We start from the raw sequence: 22989 nt of genomic DNA, 5'->3' as shown, positions 1-22989 counted from the left end.
GCAACGCGCCAAAAGGTTCAAAGTTGCCGGCGCGGGCTCTAGAACTTGTCGTCCTCCGTCGGCACCAGGATTTCGCGTTTTCCGGCATGATTGGCCGGGCCGACAATGCCTTCCTTCTCCATCTTCTCGATGATCGAGGCGGCGCGGTTGTAGCCGATGCCGAGCCGGCGCTGGATGTAGCTGGTCGAGGCCTTGCCGTCGCGCAGCACCACCGCGACCGCCTGGTCGTAGGGGTCGTCGGAATCCTCGAAATTGCCACCGTCGCCGCCGCCACTGCCTTTGCCCGACGGCTCATCGTCATCCTTGTCGTCGTCCTCGGTGATGGCGTCGAGATATTCCGGCACGCCCTGCAGCTTCAGATGCGCGACGATCTTCTCCACCTCGTCGTCGGAGACGAAGGGACCGTGCACGCGCTGGATGCGGCCGCCGCCGGCCATGTAGAGCATGTCGCCCATACCGAGCAGCTGTTCGGCGCCCTGCTCGCCCAGGATGGTGCGGCTGTCGATCTTCGACGTCACCTGGAACGAGATACGGGTCGGGAAATTCGCCTTGATGGTGCCGGTGATGACGTCGACCGACGGCCGCTGCGTCGCCATGATGACATGAATGCCGGCGGCGCGAGCCATCTGCGCCAGGCGCTGCACCGCGCCTTCGATGTCCTTGCCGGCGACCATCATCAAATCGGCCATCTCGTCGATGATGACGACGATGTAGGGCATCGGCTCGAGGTCGAGGTTCTCCGTCTCGTAGATCGCTTCGCCGGTCTGGCGGTCGAAGCCGGTCTGCACGGTGCGGGAGATCCTTTCGCCTTTTTTCTCGGCCTGCTGCACGCGCGCGTTGAAACCGTCGATGTTGCGGACGCCGACCTTGGACATCTTGCGGTAGCGGTCCTCCATCTCGCGCACGGTCCATTTCAGCGCCACCACCGCCTTCTTCGGATCGGTGACGACCGGTGTCAGGAGATGCGGAATGCCGTCATAGACCGAGAGCTCCAGCATCTTTGGATCGATCATGATCAGCCGGCAGTCCTGCGGCGTCAGCCGGTAGAGCAGCGACAGGATCATGGTGTTGATGGCGACGGACTTGCCCGAGCCGGTGGTGCCGGCGACCAGCACGTGCGGCATTTTGGCGATGTCGACGATCACCGCCTCGCCATTGATGGTCTTGCCGAGCGCCAGCGCCAGCTTGGACTTTGTCGTTTCGAAATCGCGGCTGGCGAGTATCTCCCTGAGATAGACGGTCTCGCGTTTGGCGTTCGGCAGCTCGATGCCGATGGCGTTGCGGCCTGGCACCACGGCGACACGGCAGGCGATCGCGCTCATCGAGCGGGCGATGTCGTCGGAAAGGCCGATGACCCGCGACGATTTGATGCCGGGCGCCGGCTCCAGTTCATAAAGCGTGACCACCGGGCCGGGACGCACATGGATGATCTCGCCCTTGACGCCGAAATCCTCCAGCACGCCCTCGAGCAGGCGGGCATTCTGCTCCAGCGCGTCCTTCGACAGGCTGGCATCGCGCACGACATTCTTCGGCTCGGACAGGAAATGCAGCGACGGCATTTCAAACCTTTCCGAGCCGATCAGTGTGGTCTGCGCCTCGCGCTGGACCCGGGCGCCGGGTGCCGGCCGCGGCGCCGGCGCTGCGACGCGCGTCGCCGCATCGGATCGGAAATTCTGAACCTGCGCTGTCGGGGCGCTGCGCCGTTGGCCCACGGGCTCCGGTGCAAAATCCATGTCATCGTCATCGTCGAAGACGTCGGCATCGTCGGGGTCGATCGAGGCACTGCGGTCGTTGACCATGGCGGCGAAGAATTCCGGCTCGACGCGGGCGCGCCCGCCCGGGCTCATCCGCGCCTCGGCGAACTCGGCCGATTCGACCCGTTCGGCCGCCCGCCGCCAGGCGCTGGGGCGCGGCTCCATCTCCGGCTCGAAATCGTCGCGCTCGCGCCGGCGCGCGGCGCGGCGGCGCAGATAGGCCCGCAGCGACAGCCACCAGTGGGTGATGGCGCCAAGCGCCAATATGCCTTCGTCGCCCTCGTCCTCTTCATTGTCGAAAAGCAGGTCGTCCTGCGGGTCGGGCACGGCAGGCTGTTCGAGGACGGCGAAGCCGTTCTTGCGTGAAATCAGCGCCGAGCCATACAAGAATACCCACAGCGCCGGCGCTGCCAGGAGCACGGCGAGCACGCTGGCGACGAGGCCGGTCGGATAACCGCCGATGACCAGGCCGGGAATGTTGAGCACCATATCGCCGAATACGCCGCCGAGGCCGGTCGGCAGCGGCCAGGTCTTGGGCGGCACCACGCAGCCGGCAATTGCCGCGCCAAGCAGCGAAAACCCGAACCAGGCCAGCGCCCGTTTCGGCAGCCGGTCGACGCCGCGCGCGGTAAACAGCAGAAATCCCCAGATCACCGCCGGCACCAGCGCCGCGACGGCGGCAAGTCCGAAGAACTGCATGGCAATGTCGGAAAAGACCGCACCCGCATAACCCATTGCATTGGTGACGATATTGTCGGTGGCATGCGAAAAGCTCGGATCGGCGACGTTCCAGGTGGCAAGGGCGGCGACGCCGAAACCAACGAGAGCAAACAGCCCGGCACCGACCAGCCGCCCGACCTGGCGCCTCGCGAACGACCGGATGCCGTGCCCCGTATCGGCCAGCGCAAGCGGTGCTGAAGCCCCTGAACGCATGCTCTTCCTCGTCTGTCGTTGCCCGGCCGGGGCGCGGACGCGCAACACGGCAGATTCGGCTGTCAGACTAGCGGCGGGAAGGTTAAGGGCGCATTAACCATGGGCATCTGCGTCGCCGGAACGGGCGCAGCTGCGGCCGCTGTTTCACGCCGCCGGCGGCTCGAGCCACCTTTGATCAAGCGGTTGTGATCGAGCCATCACGGTCGCCCGCACACAAAAAAGAGGCCCGGAAGGTTTCCGGGCCTCAATGCGTGAGCCCTTTCGGGAGCATCACGACGGGATCTTCCCGGCACCGGCAAAACGCCGGTGCCAGCCAATAAACCTTACGGCACCACTTCGCCGTGCTGGCTGATGTCGAGGCCTTCGACCTCTTCCTGGGTGGAAGGACGTAGGCCGACCAGCGCCTTGACGATGTAGAGGATCACGAAGCTCGCAATCGCCGTCCACAGGATGGTGAAGACGATACCGTAGAGCTGCTTGCCGACAGAAGCACCCGAGCCGAGGCTGTTGATCGCAGGATCGGCAAGCACGCCGGTCAGCAATGCACCGATGATGCCGCCGATGCCGTGCACGCCGAACGCATCGAGCGAGTCGTCATAGCCGAACGCGTGCTTGAGCTTGACGGCCGAGACGTAGCACAGCACGCCGGCGACGATGCCGACGATGAAGGCGCCGGTCGGATTGACGAAACCGGAAGCCGGCGTCACCGCGACCAGGCCGGCAACGGCGCCCGAGATGATGCCGAGAACGCTCGGCTTCTTGGCGACGATCCATTCGGCGAACATCCAGGCGAGCGCCGCAGCGGCTGCGGCAACCTGGGTGTTCAGCATCGCGGCACCGGCAAGGCCGTCGGCAGCCAGTTCCGAGCCGGCGTTGAAGCCGAACCAGCCGACCCACAGCAGCGAAGCGCCAATGACGGAGTAGACGAGGTTGTGCGGCGCCATGTTGGTGGTGCCGTAGCCTTCACGTTTGCCGAGAACCAGCGCGCAGACCAGGCCGGCAACACCGGCATTGATGTGAACGACCGTGCCGCCGGCGAAATCGAGAACGCCGGCTGTGCCGAGGAAGCCGCCGCCCCACACCCAGTGCGCGATCGGGGCGTAGACCACCAGCAGCCACGCGCCCATGAAGATGAGCAGCGCGGAGAACTTCATGCGTTCGGCGAAGGCGCCGGCAATCAGCGCCGGCGTGATGATGGCGAAGGTCATCTGGAACATCGAGAAGACGAACTCAGGGATGTTAGCCACGCCCGGCAGCCACAGCGACGAGGTGGTGATGCCGTTGTGGAAGAACTTCGAGAAGCCGCCCAGATAGGCATTCATGCCGCCGCCATCCGAGAAGGCCAGCGAATAGCCGAACATGAACCACAGCACCGTCACCAGGCAGGTGATGGCAAAGCTCTGCATGATGGTGGCGAGCACGTTCTTCTTGCGCACCATGCCGCCATAAAACAGCGCCAGGCCCGGGATGGTCATCATCAGCACCAGCGCCGTCGAGGTCAGCATCCAGGCGGTGTTGCCGGTGTCGAGCGCGGGTGCAGGGGCAGCCGGTGCTGCCGGTGCCGCTTCCTGCGCGAACGCAGCAACCGTGCCCAGTGCAGCGAGAGCGAGCGAGCCCAAAACGGCCGCGCGTCCCGTTATCTTCAAGGTGGAAGGAATATTCATTGAACTCTCCATTGGAATACGTATCCGCAGCTCAAAGCGCGTCGGTGTCTGTTTCGCCGGTGCGAATGCGCACCGCCTGGTCGATGCCGAAAACGAAGATCTTGCCGTCGCCGATCTGGCCGGTCTTGGCCGCCGCGGTGATGGCTTCGACGGCCTTGTCGACCATGTCGACAGCGACCGCGACTTCGATCTTGATCTTCGGCAGGAAGCTGACCGCGTATTCCGCCCCGCGATAGATTTCCGTGTGCCCCTTCTGCCGTCCGTAGCCTTTTACCTCGGTGACGGTCAGGCCCTGGATGCCGACTGCGGTGAGCGCCTCGCGCACCTCGTCGAGCTTGAACGGCTTTATGATTGCCATCACGATCTTCATAAGGTTTCACCCTTTGCTGTTGCGGGTCCCCGCGTTTGCACGACTTCGCCGATCCCCATGAGAGCCGGAGAGTGCCCGCTAGGATTCAAGCTCCGTGCCAATTGCCGAAGCAGGGTATTAAGCTGTTGTTAAACAACGAAATCGGGAAGGTTTGCCGACTGCCTGTTCACAGGCGCGGCAGTGCATATGCTCAAAAAATAGGCAAATTTCGAAAAATGCCTACTCCGCAGGCGGCCGCTTCAGCCGGATGAGTCCTTCTTGGGCAACGGAGGCGATCAAGGTGCCGTCGCGCGCAAACAGCGAGCCGCGGGTAAAGCCGCGCGATCCTTGCGTCGACGGGCTGTCTTGCGTGTACAGCATCCAGTCGTCGAGCCGGTGGCTGCGGTGGAACCACATGGCGTGGTCGAGGCTGGCCGCCTGGATATCGCGATCGAAAATGGCGCGGCCATGGGCAAAGGTCGAGGTGTCGAGCAGCGTCATGTCGGAGAGGTAAGCGAGCACGGCCGCCTGCGTGGCGCGGTCGGCCGGCACCGGGCCGGTCGTGCGGATCCAGATGTTCTGCTTCGGCTCGAGCTTTTCCCGGCTGGTATAATGCTTCAGCATCACCGGCTTCATCTCGATCGGCCGGTCGCGCTCCCAATAGCGCTTGATGCCGTCGGGCACCGCTTCGCCGAACTTGCCCAGCAACTCGCGCTGCGACAGCAACGTGTCGGGCGCCGGCACGTCCTGCGGCATCGGCACCTGATGTTCCAGGCCGACCTCATCCTGCTGGAACGAGGCTTCCAGCGAAAAGATCGCCTGGCCGTGCTGGATCGCCACGACGCGGCGCGTGGTGAAGGAGCCGCCGTCACGGATGCGGTCGACCTCGTAGATGATCGGCACCTTGGTGTCGCCCGGCCGCATGAAATAACCGTGCAGCGAGTGCACATGGCGCTCGGGCTCGACCGTTCGCTGCGCGGCGACCAGCGCCTGGGCGATGGTCTGGCCGCCGAAGATGCGCTGCCAGTCGAGCTTGGGGCTGCGACCACGATACAGATTGTGTTCCAGCTGCTCGAGGTCGAGAATGCCGAGAAGCTCGTCCATGGCTGCCGTCATCTTGACCTCGCCGCAAAATTACCATGGCGGTTTCCGACAGGAACAGCGAGCAGTCAAGGGCGGAATGCCCGGCGACAGTCAGGCTGCGAAAGGAATTGCCATGGTCGACAGCAAGAATTCGCTCGACGTTCTGGTCGCCGGCGCCGGCTATATCGGCTTGGCCGCCGCCGTATCGCTGAAGCAGGCGCGGCCGAGCCTTGCCGTTGCCGTCGTCGATGCAGCACCCGCCGGGGTCTGGCAAAAGGACGGCCGCGCCTCGGCGATTGCCGCCGCCGCGTGCCGCATGCTCGACCAGCTCGGCGTCTGGAACGAGATCGCGCCGGAGGCACAGGCGATTACCGAAATGATCGTCACCGATTCACGCACATCCGATCCGGTCCGCCCAGTGTTCCTCACCTTCGACGGCGAGATCGCGCCCGGAGAACCCTTTGCGCATATGGTCGCCAACAAGGATTTGAACGGCGCCTTGCGCCGGCGCGCCGAACAACTCGGCATCGGCATCATCGAAGGCGTCGCCGTCAGCGCCTTCGACATCAACGGTGCCGGCATCACCGTGCATCTTGCCGATGGCGCGACGCTGAAAGCGCGCCTGCTGGTCGCCGCCGACGGCGTCAACTCGAAGCTGCGCGACATGGCCGGCATCAAGACGGTGAAATGGGAGTATGGCCAGTCCGGCATCGTCTGCACGGTGGCGCATGAGCGGCCGCACAACGGCCGCGCCGAAGAGCATTTCCTTCCCGCGGGTCCCTTCGCCACGCTGCCGCTGAAGCCGGGCAAGGACGGCACCAACCGTTCGTCGATCGTCTGGGTCGAACGGTCGCAGGATGCCGAAAAGCTGGTCAGTGGCGACACGCTGGTCTTGGAATATGAGCTCGAGCACCGCTTTGGCCTCAAGCTCGGCGAAATCCATATCGCCGACAGGCCCCGCGCCTGGCCGCTCGGGCTGACCATTGCGCGCGCGTTCGTCGCGCCACGCATCGCCTTGGCTGGCGATGCCGCCCACGGCATCCACCCGATCGCCGGCCAGGGTCTCAATCTCGGCTTCAAGGACGTGGCGGCGCTGGCGGAAGTGGTGGTCGAGGCCGACCGGCTCGGCCAGGACATCGGCGCGCTGGACGTGCTTGAGCGCTACCAGCAATGGCGGCGTTTCGACACGGTGCAGATGGGCGTCACCACCGATGTGCTGAACCGGCTGTTTTCCAACGATTTCGGCCCGCTGCGCACTTTGCGCGACATCGGCCTCGGCCTCGTCGAGCGCATGCCGCGGCTGAAGGGCTTTTTCATCCGCCAGGCGTCGGGTCTGTCCGGCGACACGCCGAAACTATTGAAAGGCGAGGCGATCTAAACAGGCCCTGATGCTCCCCCAACTTCGTCATCCTTGGGCGTAGCAACGCGAAGCGGAGAGAAGACCCAAGATCCATGCCGTGACCTGAGACGAAGAATGCAGCGGAGCAGAATTCTGCACCGTCGCGACGCCTTAAGGTCACGGCATGGATCCTGGGGTCTGCGCCGCGTCGCTTCGCTCCTTGCTTCGCGCCAGGATGACGAAGCGATCAGGCGTCTCGGCTTAATCGCCATGCGGTCTGCCAAATTTCCGTGTCAGGGAACTTAGTTGACCTCGAAGCCCAGCTTCTGGCGCAGTCGCAGCATGCGCTGGTCGGGAATCTGCAGGTTTTGCCCGCCGGCTTCCGCCGCACGGCTGACCATCCGCAGCAGATCGCTCCTTTCGGCCGCGTCGAGCCGTTCCCGCAGGAACGGTGCCAGCTTGTCGATGACGACCGTGGCGTCGTCGATTTGCGATGCCGCCCATTTGGCGTAGATCACCGCTTCATCGGTCTGTTTTTTGTCGGCAATCTCCGAGATCACCGATCGAATGGCAGCTTCGCGTTGCGGCAGCACAGGACCATGTTCGGAAACGATGGCGGTGATCAGCGTCGCGGCGGCCACGACCGGATCGTCGATCGCCGTCAGCGGCGAGAGCGCCGCCTGCTTGCGCAGTTTCTTGCGGCGGACGTTGCCCTGGACGCGGCCAACGACGTCGGCAACCTCACGCGCCGCGTCGTTCATGGTCTTCAGCCGGTACCACCAGAACGCCGCTGCCCCCAGCAGGCCGATTGCAGCAATCAATATATGCATGCCCCAAGATCCCCCAATCTCGGGCGACGATAGGAGAAGTATTGCTTCGCTTCAACACGCAAAAGTTGCGCCGATTGAAGAAACCGACAGCCTGCGCCAGTCGCCGGCCGCCGACATCCCTACGACCCCGGCACGTTGTAGATCGCCCGCACCTCGATCGTGCCGATTTCGGCCAGCGGAATGCCGCCGGCGATCTCCAGCGCCTCGTCGAGATCCTCGGCCTCGATCATGACAAAACCGAGCAACTGCTCCTTGGTTTCGGCGAAGGGGCCGTCGGTAACCAGCCGCTTGCCTTTGCGCCGGCGCACGGTCTTCGACGTCTTCACCGATTGCAGCGCCTGCGCTATGACCAGCCGTCCGCTTTGCGCCACCGACCTGTCATAGGCCAGTGAATCGGCGTCGAGCTTGGCTAGCCTCGCAGGCGTCATTGCGTAGAGATCTTTTTCTTCACCGTAGACCAGGCAAACGTATTTCATCTTTACCTCCATTCCTGGGTTGGACCGTAGGACGAGGCTACGGAAACATTGGCCGGGCCTTTGGCGGCGGCATAGTCGAGCCCCGCTGCATAATCCAGAAAGGACACCGCAATGCCGATGATGGCAATCGCCGCAAGCAGCCGGCCGAAGCCGGAAGGCGGCACGCGCGACCAGTCGGCTTGTTGTTCACCGGCCCTGTGGCTGGTGCTTGTCGGGTGAGCAGAAAACAGATTGTTCATGTGGTCCTCCATCCGGCCACCAATTTCATGGCCGCCCGCAGGACGGCCGGGACAGATGGAAGTCGACATTTTTTGCACGCATATTTTTTTGCGATATTTTCCCGAGCGATTTTGCCCGACCATGCTGCCGCCGATACGAAAGCGCGGGTGGCCTTCGCTCCCGCGCGCGCTATAGTCGACTGGATGCCGATCACGGGCTCAGCCACGACAATCAAGGAGGAATTGATGGACCGCACCGCCAACGCCGTTTGGAAAGGCAGTTTCAAGGAAGGCAAAGGCACACTCGAAACCCAGAGCGGGACGCTGAAGGGCACGCCCTATTCAGCCAAGATGCGTTTCGAGGATGAGAGCGGCAAATCCGGCACCAACCCGGAGGAGCTGATCGCCGCCGCCCATGCCGGCTGCTACGCCATGCAGCTTTCGCATTTTCTCGCCGAGAACGGCACTCCGGCCGCCGAGCTCGACGCCAAGGCCGTGGTAACGCTGGTTCCCGGCACCGGCATCACTGGCAGCGCGATCACGCTGGTCGGCAAGGTACCGGGCATCGATGCCGCCAAGTTCAAGGAATTGGCCGAGAAGGCCAAGGCCGAATGCCCGGTTTCAAAAGCGCTCGGCGCCATCAAAGTATCGCTCGACGCCAGGCTCGGGTGAGCAGACCACTTTGCCAGGAAAACGCCGGCCCAGAGCCGGCGTTTTGCTTTTCCAGAGGCTGGCGATCCGTCGCGCCCCCCTCTGTCCTGCCGGACATCTCCCCCACGAGGGGGGAGATTGGCAGCTTCGCCGTCCCGCAATCTTTCAACGTTTGAGATTGGCGAAGGCCGACGTGACATCCAATCTCCCCCCATGTGGGGGAGATGTCCGGCAGGACAGAGGGGGGCGCTGTCCCTCCGACATCTCGAATGATTATTGGCTTCTTTCGCCAGCGAGCACCTCGAGGCGTGCACGCAGCGCCGCAAGCTCTTCCTCCAGCGCACGCACGCGCGCTTCGAGGTCGGGCGCCGCTGCCGGTGGTTGCCATGGCGCCGGGGCCGCCAACGCCTCCACTGGCCCGCTGAGCAGATGGACATAGCGATCTTCGCGCTGGCCTGGCCCGCGATCGATCTGCTGCACCAACGGTGGCCGGCGGCCGATCAGCAGATCGAGGTTGCCGCGAAGCTCGTCGATCGACGGCAGCCGCGCCATACGCTCGCTTCGTGCCAGCAATTCATAGGCCGTCTGCGGGCCGCGCAGCAGCAACAGGCCGAGCAGCGCGATCTGCGCCGAGGTCAGGGAAAAGCGCTGCGCCACGACATGCTCGTAGCGCTCGACGCGCGACGCGAACACCTGCCTGACGAGGCCCTTCTGCTCGAGCTGGCCAAGCGCCCTTCTGACCTCGCCAAGTTCGACCGACATCACCGGCTCGCGCGCCGTTTTCTGGTTGGCCGCCGCAAGTGCCGCATTGAGCGTCAGCGGATAGACATCCGGCGTCAGCTCCTTCTTCTCGATCAGGCAGCCGAGCACGCGCGCTTCGATGGGAGAGAGGATGGGAAGGTCATCGCTCATTGGGCTACAATCCTTTCTGAGGCTGGCGGGACAGCGCCCCCCTCTGTCCTGCCGGACATCTTCCCCACAAGGAGGGAGATCGGCAGCTTCGCCGACACCGCGTCATCCTTCAACCTTGGAGATTGGCGAAAGCCGTGATGGCAGCCAATCTCCCCACCCGTGGGGGAGATGTCCGGCAGGACAGAGGGGGGCGCGAAGGATCGCTGCGGATGAGACAATCCCGCCCGCAACCCTAAACCCGTCGCTCCACCATCATCTTCTTGATCTCGGCGATCGCCTTGGCCGGGTTGAGCCCCTTGGGGCAGGTCTGGGCGCAGTTCATGATGGTGTGGCAGCGGTAGAGCCGGAACGGGTCTTCGAGGTTGTCGAGCCGCTCGCCCGTCGCCTCGTCCCTGGAATCGATCAGCCAGCGATAGGCCTGCAGCAGCGTCGCCGGGCCGAGATAGCGCTCGCCGTTCCACCAGTAGCTCGGGCAGGAGGTCGAGCAGCAGGCGCACAATATGCACTCGTAGAGCCCGTCGAGCTTTTCGCGGTCCTCGTGGCTCTGCAGCCACTCCTTGGCCGGCTCGGGCGATACCGTCTTCAGCCACGGCTCGATCGAGGCGTGCTGGGCGTAGAAATTGGTGAGGTCGGGCACCAGGTCCTTGACCACGGCCATGTGCGGCAGCGGATAGACCTTGATCGCGCCGGAAATGTCGTCACAGCCCTTGGTGCAGGCCAGCGTATTCGACCCGTCGATGTTCATGGCACAGGAGCCGCAAATGCCTTCGCGGCAGGAGCGGCGCAGCGTCAGGGTCGGGTCGATCTTGTTCTTGATCCAGAGCAGCGCGTCGAGCACCATCGGCCCGCAATCGTCCATGTCGACGAAATACGTGTCCATGCGCGGGTTCTCGTCATCGTCCGGCGACCAGCGGTAGATACGGTATTCGCGCAGATTGGTCGCGCCCTCCGGCTTCGGCCAGGTTTTTCCGGCCATGATCTTCGAGTTTTTCGGGAGCGTGAGTTCGACCATTACCTCAGGTCCTTTCGGATGACGAGCTTCAGCCCGGACCAGATCTCGTTTATGGCGGCGACCTTGACGTCGACGAGGTCGAGCTTCAGCGCCTCGGCGCGGATAACGTCCTCGGTGACGTCGGTCGGCACTTTCGATGCCTTCTTTGGCCATGACACCCAGACCATGCCGTCCCGCTTGATCGCCGCTTCGACGTCGCCAAGACGGTCCTCGATCTCGACACGCTGCCGGGCGAAAGCATGCACCGCATCATATTTCTGATGAACGCCCGAAATCGCCGACCAGTTGGCCAGCCGGTCGAGCCCGGCAAAATCCACGGCTTCGGCAAGGTCGTCCAGTTCGGGCGGCAAGGCGACGAAGGCGGCAATCATCCCGTCCTTCAGGCCGAGCTTGGCTGGAAGGGGTGTGCCGGAATATCCAGCTGCCGCCACCGCCATGATCAATACACCCTGGCCTTTGGCGCGATCTTGGCCGGGTTGATGCCGCCGTCTGCCTCCTTGAGCAGCGTCTCGGTGTGCACCGGCCGATAGGTGAGCGCCACCTCGCCGGCCTCGTTGAGCCGGGCCAGCGTGTGCTTGCGCCAATTGGCGTCGTCGCGGGCCGAAAAGTCCTCCCGCGCGTGCGCGCCGCGGCTTTCCTTGCGCGCCTCGGCGCCGTAGACGGTGGTGATGGCGTTGGCCATCAGGTTTTCCAGCTCCAGCGTCTCGACCAGATCGGAGTTCCAGATCATCGAGCGATCGAACACTTTCACGTCCTTGAGCTCGCCCCACAGCTGCGAAATGCGCCTGCAGCCGCTTTGCAGCGATTCCTGGGTGCGGAACACCGCTGCGTCCTCCTGCATCGCCTTCTGCATCTTTTCGCGCAAAACCGCTGTCGGCGTCGAGCCGTTGGCGTGACGCAGCCGGTCGAAGCGATCCATGATCTTTTCGACCGAAGCCTCGTTGGGCGATGGGATCGCCGAGGTGCGGTCGATCACCTGGCCGGCCCGGATCGCCGCCGCGCGGCCGAACACCACCAGGTCGATCAGCGAGTTGGAGCCCAGCCGGTTGGCGCCGTGCACCGAGGCGCAGCCGGCCTCGCCGACCGCCATCAGCCCGGGTGACACCTGGTCCGGATTCGACGCCGTCGGGTTCAGCACCTCGCCCCAGTAGTTGGTCGGCACGCCGCCCATATTGTAGTGGACCGTCGGCAGCACCGGTATCGGTTCCTTGGTCAGGTCGACGCCGGCAAAGATCTTTGCCGATTCCGAGATACCGGGAAGCCTCTCGTGCAGAACGGCCGGGTCGAGATGGTCGAGATGCAGGAAGATGTGATCCTTCTTCGGGCCGACGCCGCGGCCCTCGCGGATCTCCAGCGTCATACAGCGCGAGACCACGTCTCGGGAAGCCAGGTCCTTGGCTGACGGCGCGTAAAGCTCCATGAAGCGCTCGCCCTCGGAATTGACGAGATAGCCGCCCTCGCCGCGCGCGCCCTCGGTGATCAGGCAGCCGGCGCCGTAGATGCCGGTCGGGTGGAACTGCACGAACTCCATGTCCTGCAGCGGCAGGCCTGCGCGTGCGGCCATGCCGCCGCCATCGCCGGTGCAGGTATGCGCCGAAGTGGCCGAGAAATAGGCGCGGCCATAGCCGCCTGTCGCCAGCACCACCATCTTGGCCGAAAAACGATGGATGGTGCCGTCGTCGAGGTTCCAGGCGACGACGCCGGTGCAGGTTCCGTCCGGCTCCATGATCAGGTCGAGCGCGAAATACTCGATGAAGAACTGCGCATTGTGCTTCAGCGACTGGCCGTAGAGCGTGTGCAGCATGGCGTGGCCGGTGCGGTCGGCGGCCGCACAGGTGCGCTGCACTGGCGGCCCCTCGCCGAAATTCATCATCATGCCGCCGAACGGCCGCTGGTAGATTTTCCCGTCCTCGGTGCGGCTGAAGGGAACGCCGTAATGCTCGAGCTCGTAGACCGCCGCCGGCGCCTCGCGCACCATGTATTCCTGCGCGTCGGTGTCGCCCAGCCAATCCGAGCCCTTGACCGTGTCGAAGAGATGCCACTGCCAGTTGTCTGGCCCCATATTGGCGAGCGAGGCGGCAATGCCGCCCTGCGCCGCCACCGTATGCGAGCGCGTCGGGAACACCTTGGTGATGCAGGCGGTGCGCAGGCCCTGTTCGGCCATGCCGAGCGTGGCGCGCAGGCCGGCGCCGCCGGCGCCGACGACCACGACGTCGAATTTGTGGTCGACATAGCTATAGGCGGAAGCCGTGTTGGCGTTCTTAGCGTCCTTGGCCAAAACTCAGCCTCCAAATGCCAGTTTAAGCAGGGCGAAGACCGAGGCGACGCCGACGACTACGGGAAAGAATGTGTTGAGGGCGAGCAGCGCCAGCCTGGCGCCTTCGCCGTGCACATAGTCTTCGATGATTGCCTGCATGCCGAGCCGCATGTGGTAGAGCACCGACAACAACACCAGCGCCAGCACCAGTGCCACGAACGGATTGGCAAGTGCGGCGCGCACCTCGAGATAGCTGGCGCCGTTGAGTGCGATCAGGAAGCCGACGAAGAACAGGACCAGCGGGATATTGGAGATGGCCGTCAGCCGCTGGCGCCAGAAATGGCCGGTACCCTCGCGGGCGGAACCGAGGCCGCGGACCTTGGCCAGCGGCGTGCGCATGTCGGTGTTCTTGCCGTTCATGTCAGGCTCCCCGCGCCATGTAGCCGGCAATCCAGATCAGCAGCGTCAGCGTGACCGAGCCGGCCAGCGTCGCCCAGGCGATCCTCGAGGCCGTATGCTTTTCCAGCCCTGCCCCAGTGTCCCAGATAAGATGGCGCACACCGCCCAGCATGTGGTGCATCAGCGCCCAGCTGTAGCCGAACAGCACCAGCCGTCCCAGCCACGAGCCGAAGGCCCAGTTGACAGCATTGAAGGTCGCCTCCGAGCTCGCCGCCGCCATCAGCCACAGGGCGACCAGCAGCGTGCCGAAATAGAGCGCCCCGCCGGTGATGCGGTGGACGATCGACATCGTCATGGTGATCGGCGGCCGATAGACGGTCAAATGCGGCGAAAGCGGCCGTTCGCGTCTGGCAAATTCGCGGGTGGCTGGTGATTTGCTCATGGCTCCCCCAGTTCGGCGTCTCTGGAGCCTCAGGTGGAAATGCGGCATTGCCGCTTCCGGTTGCGACTTCGGACAGCCGGTTTCTAATGCTCTTTTTGCACCGCGTCAAAGCCGGAAAACCGTTTCGAAAACGTAATTTAGTCTGACGAAAGCGAGGCTTTCAGCTTCAATCGATTAGGGCTGTTGCCTTGAGCCGGCACAATGTCGCTGCACTGCAAAAATATGGCTGGCGCAAGGGGCGGATCAGCGCTTGCAGGCCAGCGGTGATGCACCGCCCTTCATCACCAGCGCATCACGCCCATCGATCACGATTGCGTCATGCGCCTCGCCGTAGCGGCTTGTCTGATTGGCCGGTGAGGCCGGCAGCTCGGCGCTGGTGCCGTCGGGGCCGAGGACGCGCACCGACGTGCCGAGGTTCTCGATGGTCATCACGCTACCGTCGGCGCATTTGTAGGTTGCAGTGCGCGGCTGCCGTGCCGTCGGTTCGCTAGCGGCGGGAGCAAGCGACACGGAAGCGGCGGGCGTATTGCCGAGCTTGGGCGCGCTGGTCTGCGGCGCGCAGGCGGCGGCGGTTAGCAGCGGCGGAATGGCCAGCGCCATCCGAAACGTGCGGCGTAATCTCATGCTGCTTTTCTCCCGCGCATCGAACCCGCCGCGATGCTCCGGCAAGCCCCCGGATTTTCATGCTTTTTGAGTCGCGCTCGATGCCGGCGATGGTGGGAACACGGCATGGCCGAATGATGGCCGGTGGGTGCTCGAAATTAACCATGTTTTCCGAGACCTCGCCCCGGCTGCCGTTGCCCTCTTAACAAAGGTTAATAAAAGGTTAATTTCTGATTCGAGGAGGCTTGCCTCTCAGCAAAGGAGCAGCACGCCATGCATTCGAATTCAGCAGGATCGCGCCTTCCCTGGTTCCTATTGGCGGCGCTCGCCCTCGGCATCGCCGCACCAGCACTCGCCGGGACGCGTCACCACGACCGCGTCTATGCCGATTCCTTCGGCAATCTCGTCATCGAAAGCGCCGCCGGCTACAAGCGTATCCTCGTCGGCGAGGGCAAGCTCGCCAAGGAATTGTCCGCCTACACCAGCGCCGGCCAGCCCGACGTGATCTACGAAAACGAATCGGACGATGTCCGCGGCGGCGACTGCTACAGGCCGCCGGTTTTCGTCAAGGGCCGCAGCTATATGTACGGCCTCTCCGACGGCGAAATGCCGGAGCTCAGCCCCTGCCGCTGACGGCCACGCCGCCTTTTGCCACCGCTGCCGGCTGGGCAACAGCCGACCCCACCGAGACACGCACACAATCGCGGCCGCTGCCCTTCGCCTGATAGAGCGCTTTGTCGGCGCGCCGCAGCAGGTCGGAAAAGCTTTCGCCCGGACCAAGCTCGGCAACGCCGAAACTGGCGCTGCAGCGGTGATCCGCGGGCAGGCAGTCGATCGGCGTGGCACCGAAGGCGCTACGCGTACCCTCGGCAAAGAGCCGGGCGGCGGCTAGATTGGTCCCTGGCAGGAAAATAGCGAATTCCTCGCCGCCGATGCGGCCGGCAACATGATGGTCGGCCGCGGCATCGCGGAGAAAACCGGCAAAGGTCTCGATGACCCGATCGCCGGACGCGTGGCCGTAAGTATCGTTGATGCGCTTGAAATGGTCGAGATCGGCAATGACCAGTGCCGCTGGAACGGCCCGCCGCATGGCGTCGCGCAGTGCGATCTCGGCATGGCGCTCGAAGCCGCCACGGTTGAGCAGCCGTGAAAGCGTATCGGTTTCCGACTTCGACGTCGCCTCGGCGAGCACGTCGCGGACCAGGATAGCCAGCGTCACCAGCGCAAGCGCCAGGCCGAACACGGTGCCGATCGACTGCGACACCAACGCGTAACTGGTCTGCGCATAAGATTGCGGGTTGGCACCCCAGCCGCCGAGCGCATGGGCGATGAAGGGTTTGCTGGCGAACTGCAAGGTGCTGGCCGCCAGGACAGCCATCAGCATATAGTCGAGCCGCTCGCGTCTTTGCCTGGACGACAAGACGATCGCCAGCCCGGTGAATTGCATGGCCGCATAGGGAAGCTGGTAGGCCGCCATTCGCACAAAGGATTGGCGTGGCAGGTCCTGGACGAAGTAGACCGCGAGGGTGGCGAAGACCAGGAAGAACAGCATCGGCGGCCAAGGCGGCGAAACGCGGTATTTATGGGCAAGCCCGCCATTGAAGGCGACGGTAGCGCCGAGGAAGGCGGCAAAGGCGGCGACAACCACGGGACGCGCATTGTCGAAGGCAGGAATGCTGAACTCGATCGCGAAATAAGCCATGCCGAGCACATAGCCGAACGCCAGCCAGCGCGCCGACACCCGGCCGGCGTCATAGACCGCGATCGTCATGAAGGCCGCCGCCAGCAGCCCGGCAACGAACAGGTTGATCACCAGGATGAAATTAGCGCTGCCCATGGCGTTTTTGGCACTCCCCGCCGAACAGCAAATCACCGAGGCGCGAAAAAGACGTTAATTCGACGGCGCCGCTGACGCTCAGCCAGCACTGGTCCGATTGGGAAGGACGACTGTTTCAGGCCGCTGATAGGACAGGCACACGCTGTCGCGGCCATTCCTCTTGGCTTTGTAGAGTGCTTCGTCGGCACGGCGCATCAGCGGGTCCAGCCCTTCGTCGCTAGTGCGGGCGGCCACGCCGAAGCTCGCGGTCACCCTTGTCTCGGGCGGAAGCCCGTCGATTCTGCCCGCCGAATAGAGCGTGCGAATGGTTTCGGCAAACAGTCTCGCCGCGCCAAGGTCGCTGAGCGGCAAAAGCACGGCAAACTCCTCGCCGCCGATGCGGCCGGCAACGCCACCCGTACCTGCAGCCGATAGAAGCTTGGCGGCGAAGTCAGCGATGACACGATCGCCGGCCGCGTGACCATGCTGATCGTTGAGTGCCTTGAAATGATCGAGATCGGCCAGCACCAGCGTAACCGGCAACCGCGCCGTGGCACAGTGCTGCAGGACCACCGTGGCACGCTCTTCGAAACCGCGGCGGTTGAGCAGCCCCGACAGCGGGTCTGTCAGGGTTTCGGTCTTCAGGGCCTTCATCACATCCAGCGCGGCGGCGCCGAACAGGCAAAGTGCAATAAGCAGCGACAGCAATGCATGCGACAGCAGCGCCGTCGTCCAGTAGGACGAGGTGTAAAGCCCTTCATAGCTGGTGAACGGCCCATGCGCGATGACGACGGCAAGGGTCCGCGCCAGGAAGTTCAGGCCGGAAAGCAGCGACAGCACGAACAAGATCATTTCCGTCGGGCCGTTGTTGCGCACCACGCGCAACTCGGCGGCGACAACCAGGCTGATGCCCCCGAAGCTGAAATTGATTGCAAGGATGCGCCAGGTGAGATCCGGCCGGGCAAAAAGAAACCACGAGAACGCGGCCAGTCCGCCGCAGGCCAGAATGCCGACCGCCGGGTAAGGCACGCGCCGCCCGTAGCGCGCAATGACCGCGCCGGCGAGACAGCAGGTGGCAAAGGTGAAGCACAGGATCGAGATGAGCTTGGTGGGCGCCATACCGACCGGCAGCGTGAAATACTGGAGCAGGAAGCCTGCGGCCGAAGCCGAGTAGCCCGCCGCCAGCACAGCCAGATAGGGACGGTGACGCTGATGGAACCACAGCACGAGAAATGCCGTGCCGAGTGTGAGGGCGATAGCTGGATTGAGCAGCGCTATGAGCAGTCCGGTGTCCAAGCGCTGTAATTTCCCCTCGCTTCCCTCAGGAGACGTTAGAGCGGAAGCCCAAACAAGCGGTTAAGCGAAAGCGAATATACGACGGGTGCGTCGACAAGGCCGCTGGGCGGAACCGCGAACGGCGAGCGGCGTTTCACGACGGCAACCAGGAGACGCTCCGATGGCCGACACGATCATGCTGACCGATCACGATGCAATTCGCTCATGGGCCGCGGCGCGCGCCGGCTTTCCGGCGATCGTCGACGTGTCGCCCGAAGCCGGAACGCAGCCCATGCTGAGGCTGGTCTTCGGCCAGCATGCCTACCAGGACCAGGATGAGGCCGAACGCCCAGTCAATGCCGGCGGCTATGAACTGGTCGAATGGGACGAATGGTTCAAACTCTTCGACGAGCGCGAACTGGCGCTGGTCGTCGCAAAGGATCAACCCGGCCGCCGTGAGGGATTCCACGAATTCGTCAGGCGGCCCGGCTGAAGAATGCCCGAACCGCATTGCGGCTCGGGCACCTCATATCTAACTGCGCGAGAGCCCCTGCCCTATTTCCACTCGCGGATGTCGACGAAATGGCCGGCAATCGCTGCCGCCGCCGCCATTGCCGGCGATACCAGATGCGTGCGGCCCTTGAAGCCTTGGCGCCCTTCGAAATTGCGGTTCGAGGTCGAGGCGCAGCGCTCATGCGGCTTCAGCCGGTCGTCGTTCATGGCAAGGCACATCGAGCAGCCCGGCTCACGCCAGTCGAAGCCGGCGGCGACAAAGATCTTGTCTAGGCCTTCGGCCTCGGCCTGTTCCTTGACCAGACCGGAGCCCGGCACGATCATCGCACTGACCCGCGGGTTGACCTTCTTGCCCTCGATCACCTTGGCGGCGGCGCGCAGATCCTCGATGCGGCCATTGGTGCAGGAGCCGATGAAGACGCGATCGAGTTCGATATCGGTGATCTTGGTGCCCGGCTTCAGGCCCATATAATCGAGTGCGCGTTGCTTGGACGTGCGCTTGTTCTCGTCGGTTATATCGTCCGGGTTCGGCACGATGCCTTGCACCGAGACCACGTCCTCGGGCGAGGAGCCCCAGGAGACGATCGGCGGCAGTTTTGCCGCGTCGAGCACGACCACCTTGTCGAAATGCGCGCCTTCGTCGGACTGCAGCGTCTTCCAATAGGCGAGCGCGGCGTCCCAGGCTTCGCCCTTGGGGGCGCGCGGCTTGTCCTTGACATAGGCGAAGGTGGTCTCGTCGGGCGCGATCAGGCCGGCGCGCGCGCCGGCTTCGATCGACATGTTGCAGATCGTCATGCGGCCTTCCATCGACAGCGCGCGGATCGCCTCGCCGGCATATTCGATAACATAGCCGGTGCCGCCGGCCGTGCCGATCTCACCGATGATGGCGAGGATGGTGTCCTTGGCGGTGACGCCTTCCGGCAGTGCGCCGTCGACGCGCACCAGCATGTTCTTGGCCTTGCGCTGGATCAGCGTCTGCGTCGCCAGCACATGCTCGACTTCCGAGGTGCCGATGCCATGCGCCAGCGCCCCGAACGCGCCATGCGTCGAGGTGTGGCTGTCGCCGCAGACGATGGTCATGCCGGGCAGCGTAAAGCCCTGCTCGGGACCGATGATGTGGACGATGCCCTGGCGGATATCCTTCTCGGAATAATATTCGATACCGAAATCCTTGGCGTTCTTGGCCAGTGCCTCGACCTGAATGCGGCTTTCCTCGTTCTTGATGCCGAACTTGCGTTCCGGCGAGGTCGACACATTGTGGTCGACCACGGCCAGCGTCTTTTCCGGATGCCGAACCTTGCGGCCGGTCATGCGCAGGCCTTCGAAAGCCTGCGGGCTGGTGACTTCGTGGACCAGATGGCGGTCGATATAGAGCAGGCAGGTGCCGTCGTCCTGGCGGTCGACGACATGGTCGTCGAAAATCTTGTCATAGAGGGTGCGCGGTGCGCTCATTTGCGTAAATCCGTCGATTTAAAAAGGGAAAAGGACGCCGGTCGGCCCGGCGAAACAGCCTGGCGAGTCCGCCCTAGCTAAGTCGGCTGGTCAGCGCCCCGCAGACGCGCGCGGAAAATCGCGACGGCAGGCGTTTTCTGTCCTGCAGCACGAAACCTTTATAGGCCGGATCGCCAAAAAGCTCTTCCATGGCGTTGCTCATATCAATGTTTTGGCTTTTCAGCAATCGGCGGGTGCGTGGCGCGAAACCTGGGTTCCTCTCCCCCGCTTTGCGGGGGCGAGGAGCAACCGCCAAGCTTACTCAAATTACCTCGAACACAAACGTTTTCACCAGCGCGTCGGGCTCGGCGATCGCATAGCAGCGGAACCATGGGCTCTCCTCGACCGGCCGCCATTTTTTCGCCTGCTCCAGTTCGCCAAGCACAGCCTTGAACCCGCCGCTTTCAAACACCTGGTCACGGACCGTGAAGATGGCGTGGCCGCCCTTCCTGGTGATGCGTACCAGTTCATGCAGGGCCGACGCCGGCGCGTGGCTGATGGTGAACACGCCGGTCGAGAAGAAGGCGCGGAAATACCCGTCCGGCCAGGGCAATGGCCCGCCGAGCATCGCCTGTTTCAGCTCGCTGTAGGCCTGCCGGCTGCCGGCGATTTTCAGCATGTCCTGCGACAGGTCGAGCCCGGCAATATCGTGGTAGCCGAGCGCCTTGAGCGACGGCCCCGACAGGCCGGTGCCGCAGCCGGCGTCGAGGAGCGGCCCTTCGCCCGGCGGCACGTGGCGCGCCACCCAGGCGGTGATGAGGAACGGCAGGAGATAGCCGAGCGCCGCGGTTTCGCCGTCATAGGTCGCGGCCCATTGCGCATAGGCCTTGGCGAGCGCCTCAGGCGTGTCGGCCGTGTAAACCGCTTCCAGCGCCGCATTGGCCTTGTCGATGATCATGGGTCCTCCCCGGTCCGCTCGATGGTAGCGCCGATTTCGCCTGCCTTCTATTACCCATTCTGGTGGCGCAGCCGCTTCTCCAGCGCCCGCAGGGCCAGCGACAAGCCGACGGTCAGCATGAGATAGATATAGGCGACGATGGAATAGGTTTCGAAGAAGCGGAACGAGCCGGCGGCGTAGATCTTGCCCATCTGGGTGATGTCGGCGACGCCGAGCACCGAGACCAGCGAGGAATCCTTGACCATGGCGACGAAATCATTGCCGAGCGGCGGCAGGATGGTGCGGATCGCCTGCGGAAAGATGACGAGCCGGAAGCGCTGCGTGCGCGTCAGCCCGAGCGCCTTCGCCGCCTCGATCTGGCCCTTCTCGACCGCCTGGATACCGGCGCGGAACACCTCCGAGATGAAGGCGGAATAGCCGATGGTCAGCGCCATGACGGCGCGCCATAAAAGCGACACGTCGCGTACCAGCAGCTCACCGAAGAGGCCGGCGCTTTGCAGCGGCGCCGTCAGCGCGTTCCATGCCGCGACGAAGGCCGGCGCGCCGGCAAAGGCGATCCAGAACAACAGCACCAGCATCGGCACGCCGCGGATGATCTCGACATAGAAGCGGGCGATCTGGCTGAGCCAGCGTGAGTCCGACAGGCCCATCAGCGCGACGCCGAGCCCGATCGCGCAAGCCAGCGCGAAGGCGACCACAGTGACGAAGATGGTGACGCCGATGCCCTTGGCGACGGTTGTGAAGACCTGGGCATAGAGGTCGCTGGCAGCGATGAAGATAGCGGCGGCCAAGGCGATCGCCACGGCCACGGCAAGCCACCAGGGGAAGTCGGATTTGGCGGTGGCTGGGGGCGCCGACGGCATCAAGCGGTACCGGTGACAGTGTCACGAAGGCAGCGTTCTGTCACACCCCCCTCTGGCCTGCCGGCCATCTCCCCCGCAAGGGGGGAGATCGGCTGTCGCGCCTGCTTTCGCCAACCCCCAACGTTGCAGAATGTGCGGTGAGACCAAAGCTGCCAATCTCCCCCTTGCGGGGGAGATGTCCGGCAGGACAGAGGGGGGTGGGAAGAAACGAAATTCGTGCGAATTTCAGCACACGATCATCGCGCATCGCACGTAGCAATGGAGACTACTGCCCCATCTTGTAATCAAGGAACCACTTCTTGTTGAGCGCGTCGAGCGTGCCGTCGGCCTTGAGCGCGGCGATTGCCGCGTTGACCGGCTTCACCAGGTCGGAGCCCTTGGGGAAGATGAAGCCGAAATCCTCGGTGCCGAGCGGGCCGCCGATCAGCTTCAGGCCGCCATTGGACGCATCGACATAGCCCTTGCCGGCAGTGCCGTCGGTGAGCACGACGTCGACGTCGCCGGCCTTCAGCGCCTGCACCGTCGCGCCGAATGTCTCGAACAGCTTGATGCGCGGGTTCTGCTCGTTGCCGTCGAGCACGCTGTAGACGGCGGTGTAGAACGGCGTGGTGCCGGCCTGCGCGCCGATCAGCCCGTCCTTGAAGGCGGCGAACGTCTTGGCATCGCTGAAGCGCTTCTCGTCGCCGCGCACCAGCATGAACTGCTCCGAACGCATATAGGGGTCGGAGAAGTCGACCTTCTGCTTGCGGTCGTCCTTGATGGTGATGCCGGTCATGCCGATGTTGTACTGGTTGTCGGAAACCGCCTGGATCATCGCGTCCCAGGAGGTATTCTGGTACTCGACCTTGAAATTCAACCGCTTGGCGATCTCGTTCATCGCGTCATATTCCCAGCCGATCTGCTTGCCGGTCTTGGCATCGATGAACTGCAGCGGCGGATAGGCATTTTCAGTCACCACCACCACTTTCTTGCCGCCGAGGTCGGGCAGCGCTTGCGCCAGAGCCGCGACAGGCACGAGAAGGCAAGCCAGCAGGCCGGCCAGCAGCAGTTTCGAATTGATCATGACGATGCTCCCCAGGAACTGAACCGCCTCGATCAGCCGAGGCATGCAGGAAAATCCGGCGCCGACTTTAGCTTTCCGCAGGCGCCTTGCAAGCCGCTCCGATGCGGCGTTCGGCACGAAAATGGATTCCAATGCTTTCGACGGCGGC

General features: G+C 63.9%; 25 protein-coding genes. 4 read left to right on the top strand and 21 right to left on the bottom strand.

Annotated features, from left to right (window positions below; all coding sequences use genetic code 11):
- Positions 1-38 precede the first annotated feature (38 nt).
- The 4 genes from NKH21_RS23865 to tesB all read right to left on the bottom strand — a co-directional run bounded on the left by NKH21_RS23865 (position 39) and on the right by tesB (position 5816).
- Complete coding sequence (locus NKH21_RS23865; RefSeq protein ID WP_352867904.1) at positions 39-2687, bottom strand: FtsK/SpoIIIE family DNA translocase; 2649 nt, start codon at positions 2685-2687, stop codon at positions 39-41.
- 323 nt (positions 2688-3010) lie between these two features.
- Positions 3011-4333: an ammonium transporter gene (locus tag NKH21_RS23860; protein ID WP_352480032.1), complete on the bottom strand. Its 1323-nt coding sequence runs from the start codon at positions 4331-4333 to the stop codon at positions 3011-3013.
- A gap of 49 nt (positions 4334-4382) precedes the next feature.
- Positions 4383-4721, bottom strand: coding sequence for a P-II family nitrogen regulator (locus NKH21_RS23855; RefSeq protein ID WP_023679755.1), 339 nt, complete (start codon positions 4719-4721; stop codon positions 4383-4385).
- A 219-nt stretch (positions 4722-4940) separates the two neighbouring features.
- Entirely contained in the window at positions 4941-5816 is an 876-nt protein-coding gene (gene tesB / locus NKH21_RS23850) for an acyl-CoA thioesterase II (RefSeq protein ID WP_352867901.1), read from the bottom strand.
- A 100-nt stretch (positions 5817-5916) separates the two neighbouring features.
- On the opposite strand from tesB, the gene NKH21_RS23845 reads away from it, so the two are divergent.
- A complete protein-coding gene (locus NKH21_RS23845; RefSeq protein ID WP_352867927.1) occupies positions 5917-7161 on the top strand; it encodes a ubiquinone biosynthesis hydroxylase in 1245 nt (414 codons plus the stop codon).
- A 263-nt stretch (positions 7162-7424) separates the two neighbouring features.
- Here NKH21_RS23845 and NKH21_RS23840 read toward each other — a convergent pair whose 3' ends face one another.
- The 3 genes from NKH21_RS23840 to NKH21_RS23830 form a co-directional block, all read right to left on the bottom strand.
- Positions 7425-7952 (bottom strand): hypothetical protein, encoded by a 528-nt coding sequence (locus NKH21_RS23840; protein WP_352540843.1) that lies wholly within the window; start codon positions 7950-7952, stop codon positions 7425-7427.
- A gap of 119 nt (positions 7953-8071) precedes the next feature.
- Positions 8072-8428 (bottom strand): YciI family protein, encoded by a 357-nt coding sequence (locus NKH21_RS23835; protein ID WP_352668092.1) that lies wholly within the window; start codon positions 8426-8428, stop codon positions 8072-8074.
- Positions 8429-8430: 2 nt separating this feature from the next.
- Positions 8431-8667, bottom strand: a complete 237-nt coding sequence (locus NKH21_RS23830) for a hypothetical protein (RefSeq protein WP_352668090.1) — start codon at positions 8665-8667, stop codon at positions 8431-8433.
- Between the two features lie 225 nt (positions 8668-8892).
- Here NKH21_RS23830 and NKH21_RS23825 point away from each other — a divergent pair, with 225 nt between their 5' ends.
- Positions 8893-9318, top strand: a complete 426-nt coding sequence (locus NKH21_RS23825; protein ID WP_352643715.1) for an OsmC family protein — start codon at positions 8893-8895, stop codon at positions 9316-9318.
- A 252-nt stretch (positions 9319-9570) separates the two neighbouring features.
- Here NKH21_RS23825 and NKH21_RS23820 read toward each other — a convergent pair whose 3' ends face one another.
- From NKH21_RS23820 to NKH21_RS23790, 7 genes are all read right to left on the bottom strand, one after another.
- Entirely contained in the window at positions 9571-10209 is a 639-nt protein-coding gene (locus tag NKH21_RS23820; protein WP_352867896.1) for a YceH family protein, read from the bottom strand.
- A 232-nt stretch (positions 10210-10441) separates the two neighbouring features.
- Entirely contained in the window at positions 10442-11221 is a 780-nt protein-coding gene (locus tag NKH21_RS23815; protein WP_292663232.1) for a succinate dehydrogenase iron-sulfur subunit, read from the bottom strand.
- Complete coding sequence (locus NKH21_RS23810) at positions 11221-11658, bottom strand: DUF3052 domain-containing protein (protein WP_352668085.1); 438 nt, start codon at positions 11656-11658, stop codon at positions 11221-11223. Before NKH21_RS23810 ends, NKH21_RS23815 begins: the two co-directional genes overlap by 1 nt.
- Before the next feature lie 2 nt (positions 11659-11660).
- On the bottom strand, positions 11661-13499 hold the full coding sequence (sdhA, locus tag NKH21_RS23805) for a succinate dehydrogenase flavoprotein subunit (protein WP_352867892.1): 1839 nt from the start codon (positions 13497-13499) through the stop codon (positions 11661-11663).
- A 3-nt stretch (positions 13500-13502) separates the two neighbouring features.
- Positions 13503-13898 (bottom strand): succinate dehydrogenase, hydrophobic membrane anchor protein, encoded by a 396-nt coding sequence (gene sdhD, locus NKH21_RS23800; protein WP_352468070.1) that lies wholly within the window; start codon positions 13896-13898, stop codon positions 13503-13505.
- A gap of 1 nt (position 13899) precedes the next feature.
- Positions 13900-14319, bottom strand: a complete 420-nt coding sequence (gene sdhC / locus NKH21_RS23795; RefSeq protein ID WP_292663224.1) for a succinate dehydrogenase, cytochrome b556 subunit — start codon at positions 14317-14319, stop codon at positions 13900-13902.
- A 243-nt stretch (positions 14320-14562) separates the two neighbouring features.
- Complete coding sequence (locus NKH21_RS23790) at positions 14563-14943, bottom strand: RAD23 family protein (protein WP_352867888.1); 381 nt, start codon at positions 14941-14943, stop codon at positions 14563-14565.
- A gap of 252 nt (positions 14944-15195) precedes the next feature.
- On the opposite strand from NKH21_RS23790, the gene NKH21_RS23785 reads away from it, so the two are divergent.
- Positions 15196-15555, top strand: a complete 360-nt coding sequence (locus tag NKH21_RS23785; RefSeq protein ID WP_352668080.1) for a hypothetical protein — start codon at positions 15196-15198, stop codon at positions 15553-15555.
- Here NKH21_RS23785 and NKH21_RS23780 read toward each other — a convergent pair.
- Both NKH21_RS23780 and NKH21_RS23775 read right to left on the bottom strand, forming a co-directional pair.
- On the bottom strand, positions 15539-16759 hold the full coding sequence (locus NKH21_RS23780; protein ID WP_352668077.1) for a GGDEF domain-containing protein: 1221 nt from the start codon (positions 16757-16759) through the stop codon (positions 15539-15541). The genes NKH21_RS23785 and NKH21_RS23780 overlap by 17 nt on opposite strands.
- Positions 16760-16837: 78 nt before the next feature.
- Positions 16838-18034 (bottom strand): GGDEF domain-containing protein, encoded by a 1197-nt coding sequence (locus NKH21_RS23775; protein ID WP_352867884.1) that lies wholly within the window; start codon positions 18032-18034, stop codon positions 16838-16840.
- A 160-nt stretch (positions 18035-18194) separates the two neighbouring features.
- Here NKH21_RS23775 and NKH21_RS23770 point away from each other — a divergent pair, with 160 nt between their 5' ends.
- Positions 18195-18506, top strand: coding sequence for a hypothetical protein (locus NKH21_RS23770; protein ID WP_352493166.1), 312 nt, complete (start codon positions 18195-18197; stop codon positions 18504-18506).
- 62 nt (positions 18507-18568) lie between these two features.
- Here the strand turns inward: NKH21_RS23770 and leuC are convergent, their stop codons facing one another.
- From leuC to NKH21_RS23745, 5 genes are all read right to left on the bottom strand, one after another.
- Positions 18569-19978 carry a 3-isopropylmalate dehydratase large subunit gene (leuC, locus tag NKH21_RS23765; protein ID WP_352867881.1) on the bottom strand — a complete coding sequence of 470 codons (1410 nt, stop codon included), beginning with the start codon at positions 19976-19978 and terminating at the stop codon, positions 18569-18571.
- A gap of 73 nt (positions 19979-20051) precedes the next feature.
- Complete coding sequence (locus NKH21_RS23760) at positions 20052-20204, bottom strand: hypothetical protein (protein ID WP_352867929.1); 153 nt, start codon at positions 20202-20204, stop codon at positions 20052-20054.
- Positions 20205-20279: 75 nt separating this feature from the next.
- Complete coding sequence (locus NKH21_RS23755; protein ID WP_352867877.1) at positions 20280-20915, bottom strand: class I SAM-dependent DNA methyltransferase; 636 nt, start codon at positions 20913-20915, stop codon at positions 20280-20282.
- A 50-nt stretch (positions 20916-20965) separates the two neighbouring features.
- Positions 20966-21778: an amino acid ABC transporter permease gene (locus tag NKH21_RS23750; protein WP_352867874.1), complete on the bottom strand. Its 813-nt coding sequence runs from the start codon at positions 21776-21778 to the stop codon at positions 20966-20968.
- A gap of 265 nt (positions 21779-22043) precedes the next feature.
- The gene (locus tag NKH21_RS23745; protein WP_352468079.1) at positions 22044-22841 is read right to left on the bottom strand and encodes a transporter substrate-binding domain-containing protein; all 798 of its coding nucleotides are present in this window, start codon (positions 22839-22841) and stop codon (positions 22044-22046) included.
- Positions 22842-22989: the final 148 nt, after the last annotated feature.

This window comes from Mesorhizobium sp. M1329, from assembly GCF_040318035.1.
Lineage (GTDB): Bacteria > Pseudomonadota > Alphaproteobacteria > Rhizobiales > Rhizobiaceae > Mesorhizobium.
This window is presented reverse-complemented; position numbering and strand designations above follow the sequence as displayed.

What these genes read in the sequence shown, in the direction of transcription:
- NKH21_RS23865 (WP_352867904.1), bottom strand. Translation starts at nt 2,687, where the DNA reads ATGCGTTCAGGGGCTTCAGCACCGCTTGCGCTGGCCGATACGGGGCAC.
- NKH21_RS23855 (WP_023679755.1), bottom strand. Translation starts at nt 4,721, where the DNA reads ATGAAGATCGTGATGGCAATCATAAAGCCGTTCAAGCTCGACGAGGTG.
- tesB (WP_352867901.1), bottom strand. Translation starts at nt 5,816, where the DNA reads ATGACGGCAGCCATGGACGAGCTTCTCGGCATTCTCGACCTCGAGCAG.
- NKH21_RS23845 (WP_352867927.1), top strand. Translation starts at nt 5,917, where the DNA reads ATGGTCGACAGCAAGAATTCGCTCGACGTTCTGGTCGCCGGCGCCGGC.
- NKH21_RS23840 (WP_352540843.1), bottom strand. Translation starts at nt 7,952, where the DNA reads ATGCATATATTGATTGCTGCAATCGGCCTGCTGGGGGCAGCGGCGTTC.
- NKH21_RS23835 (WP_352668092.1), bottom strand. Translation starts at nt 8,428, where the DNA reads ATGAAATACGTTTGCCTGGTCTACGGTGAAGAAAAAGATCTCTACGCA.
- NKH21_RS23830 (WP_352668090.1), bottom strand. Translation starts at nt 8,667, where the DNA reads ATGAACAATCTGTTTTCTGCTCACCCGACAAGCACCAGCCACAGGGCC.
- NKH21_RS23825 (WP_352643715.1), top strand. Translation starts at nt 8,893, where the DNA reads ATGGACCGCACCGCCAACGCCGTTTGGAAAGGCAGTTTCAAGGAAGGC.
- NKH21_RS23820 (WP_352867896.1), bottom strand. Translation starts at nt 10,209, where the DNA reads ATGAGCGATGACCTTCCCATCCTCTCTCCCATCGAAGCGCGCGTGCTC.
- NKH21_RS23815 (WP_292663232.1), bottom strand. Translation starts at nt 11,221, where the DNA reads ATGGTCGAACTCACGCTCCCGAAAAACTCGAAGATCATGGCCGGAAAA.
- NKH21_RS23810 (WP_352668085.1), bottom strand. Translation starts at nt 11,658, where the DNA reads ATGGCGGTGGCGGCAGCTGGATATTCCGGCACACCCCTTCCAGCCAAG.
- sdhD (WP_352468070.1), bottom strand. Translation starts at nt 13,898, where the DNA reads ATGAACGGCAAGAACACCGACATGCGCACGCCGCTGGCCAAGGTCCGC.
- sdhC (WP_292663224.1), bottom strand. Translation starts at nt 14,319, where the DNA reads ATGAGCAAATCACCAGCCACCCGCGAATTTGCCAGACGCGAACGGCCG.
- NKH21_RS23790 (WP_352867888.1), bottom strand. Translation starts at nt 14,943, where the DNA reads ATGAGATTACGCCGCACGTTTCGGATGGCGCTGGCCATTCCGCCGCTG.
- NKH21_RS23785 (WP_352668080.1), top strand. Translation starts at nt 15,196, where the DNA reads ATGCATTCGAATTCAGCAGGATCGCGCCTTCCCTGGTTCCTATTGGCG.
- NKH21_RS23780 (WP_352668077.1), bottom strand. Translation starts at nt 16,759, where the DNA reads ATGGGCAGCGCTAATTTCATCCTGGTGATCAACCTGTTCGTTGCCGGG.
- NKH21_RS23770 (WP_352493166.1), top strand. Translation starts at nt 18,195, where the DNA reads ATGGCCGACACGATCATGCTGACCGATCACGATGCAATTCGCTCATGG.
- leuC (WP_352867881.1), bottom strand. Translation starts at nt 19,978, where the DNA reads ATGAGCGCACCGCGCACCCTCTATGACAAGATTTTCGACGACCATGTC.
- NKH21_RS23755 (WP_352867877.1), bottom strand. Translation starts at nt 20,915, where the DNA reads ATGATCATCGACAAGGCCAATGCGGCGCTGGAAGCGGTTTACACGGCC.
- NKH21_RS23750 (WP_352867874.1), bottom strand. Translation starts at nt 21,778, where the DNA reads ATGCCGTCGGCGCCCCCAGCCACCGCCAAATCCGACTTCCCCTGGTGG.
- NKH21_RS23745 (WP_352468079.1), bottom strand. Translation starts at nt 22,841, where the DNA reads ATGATCAATTCGAAACTGCTGCTGGCCGGCCTGCTGGCTTGCCTTCTC.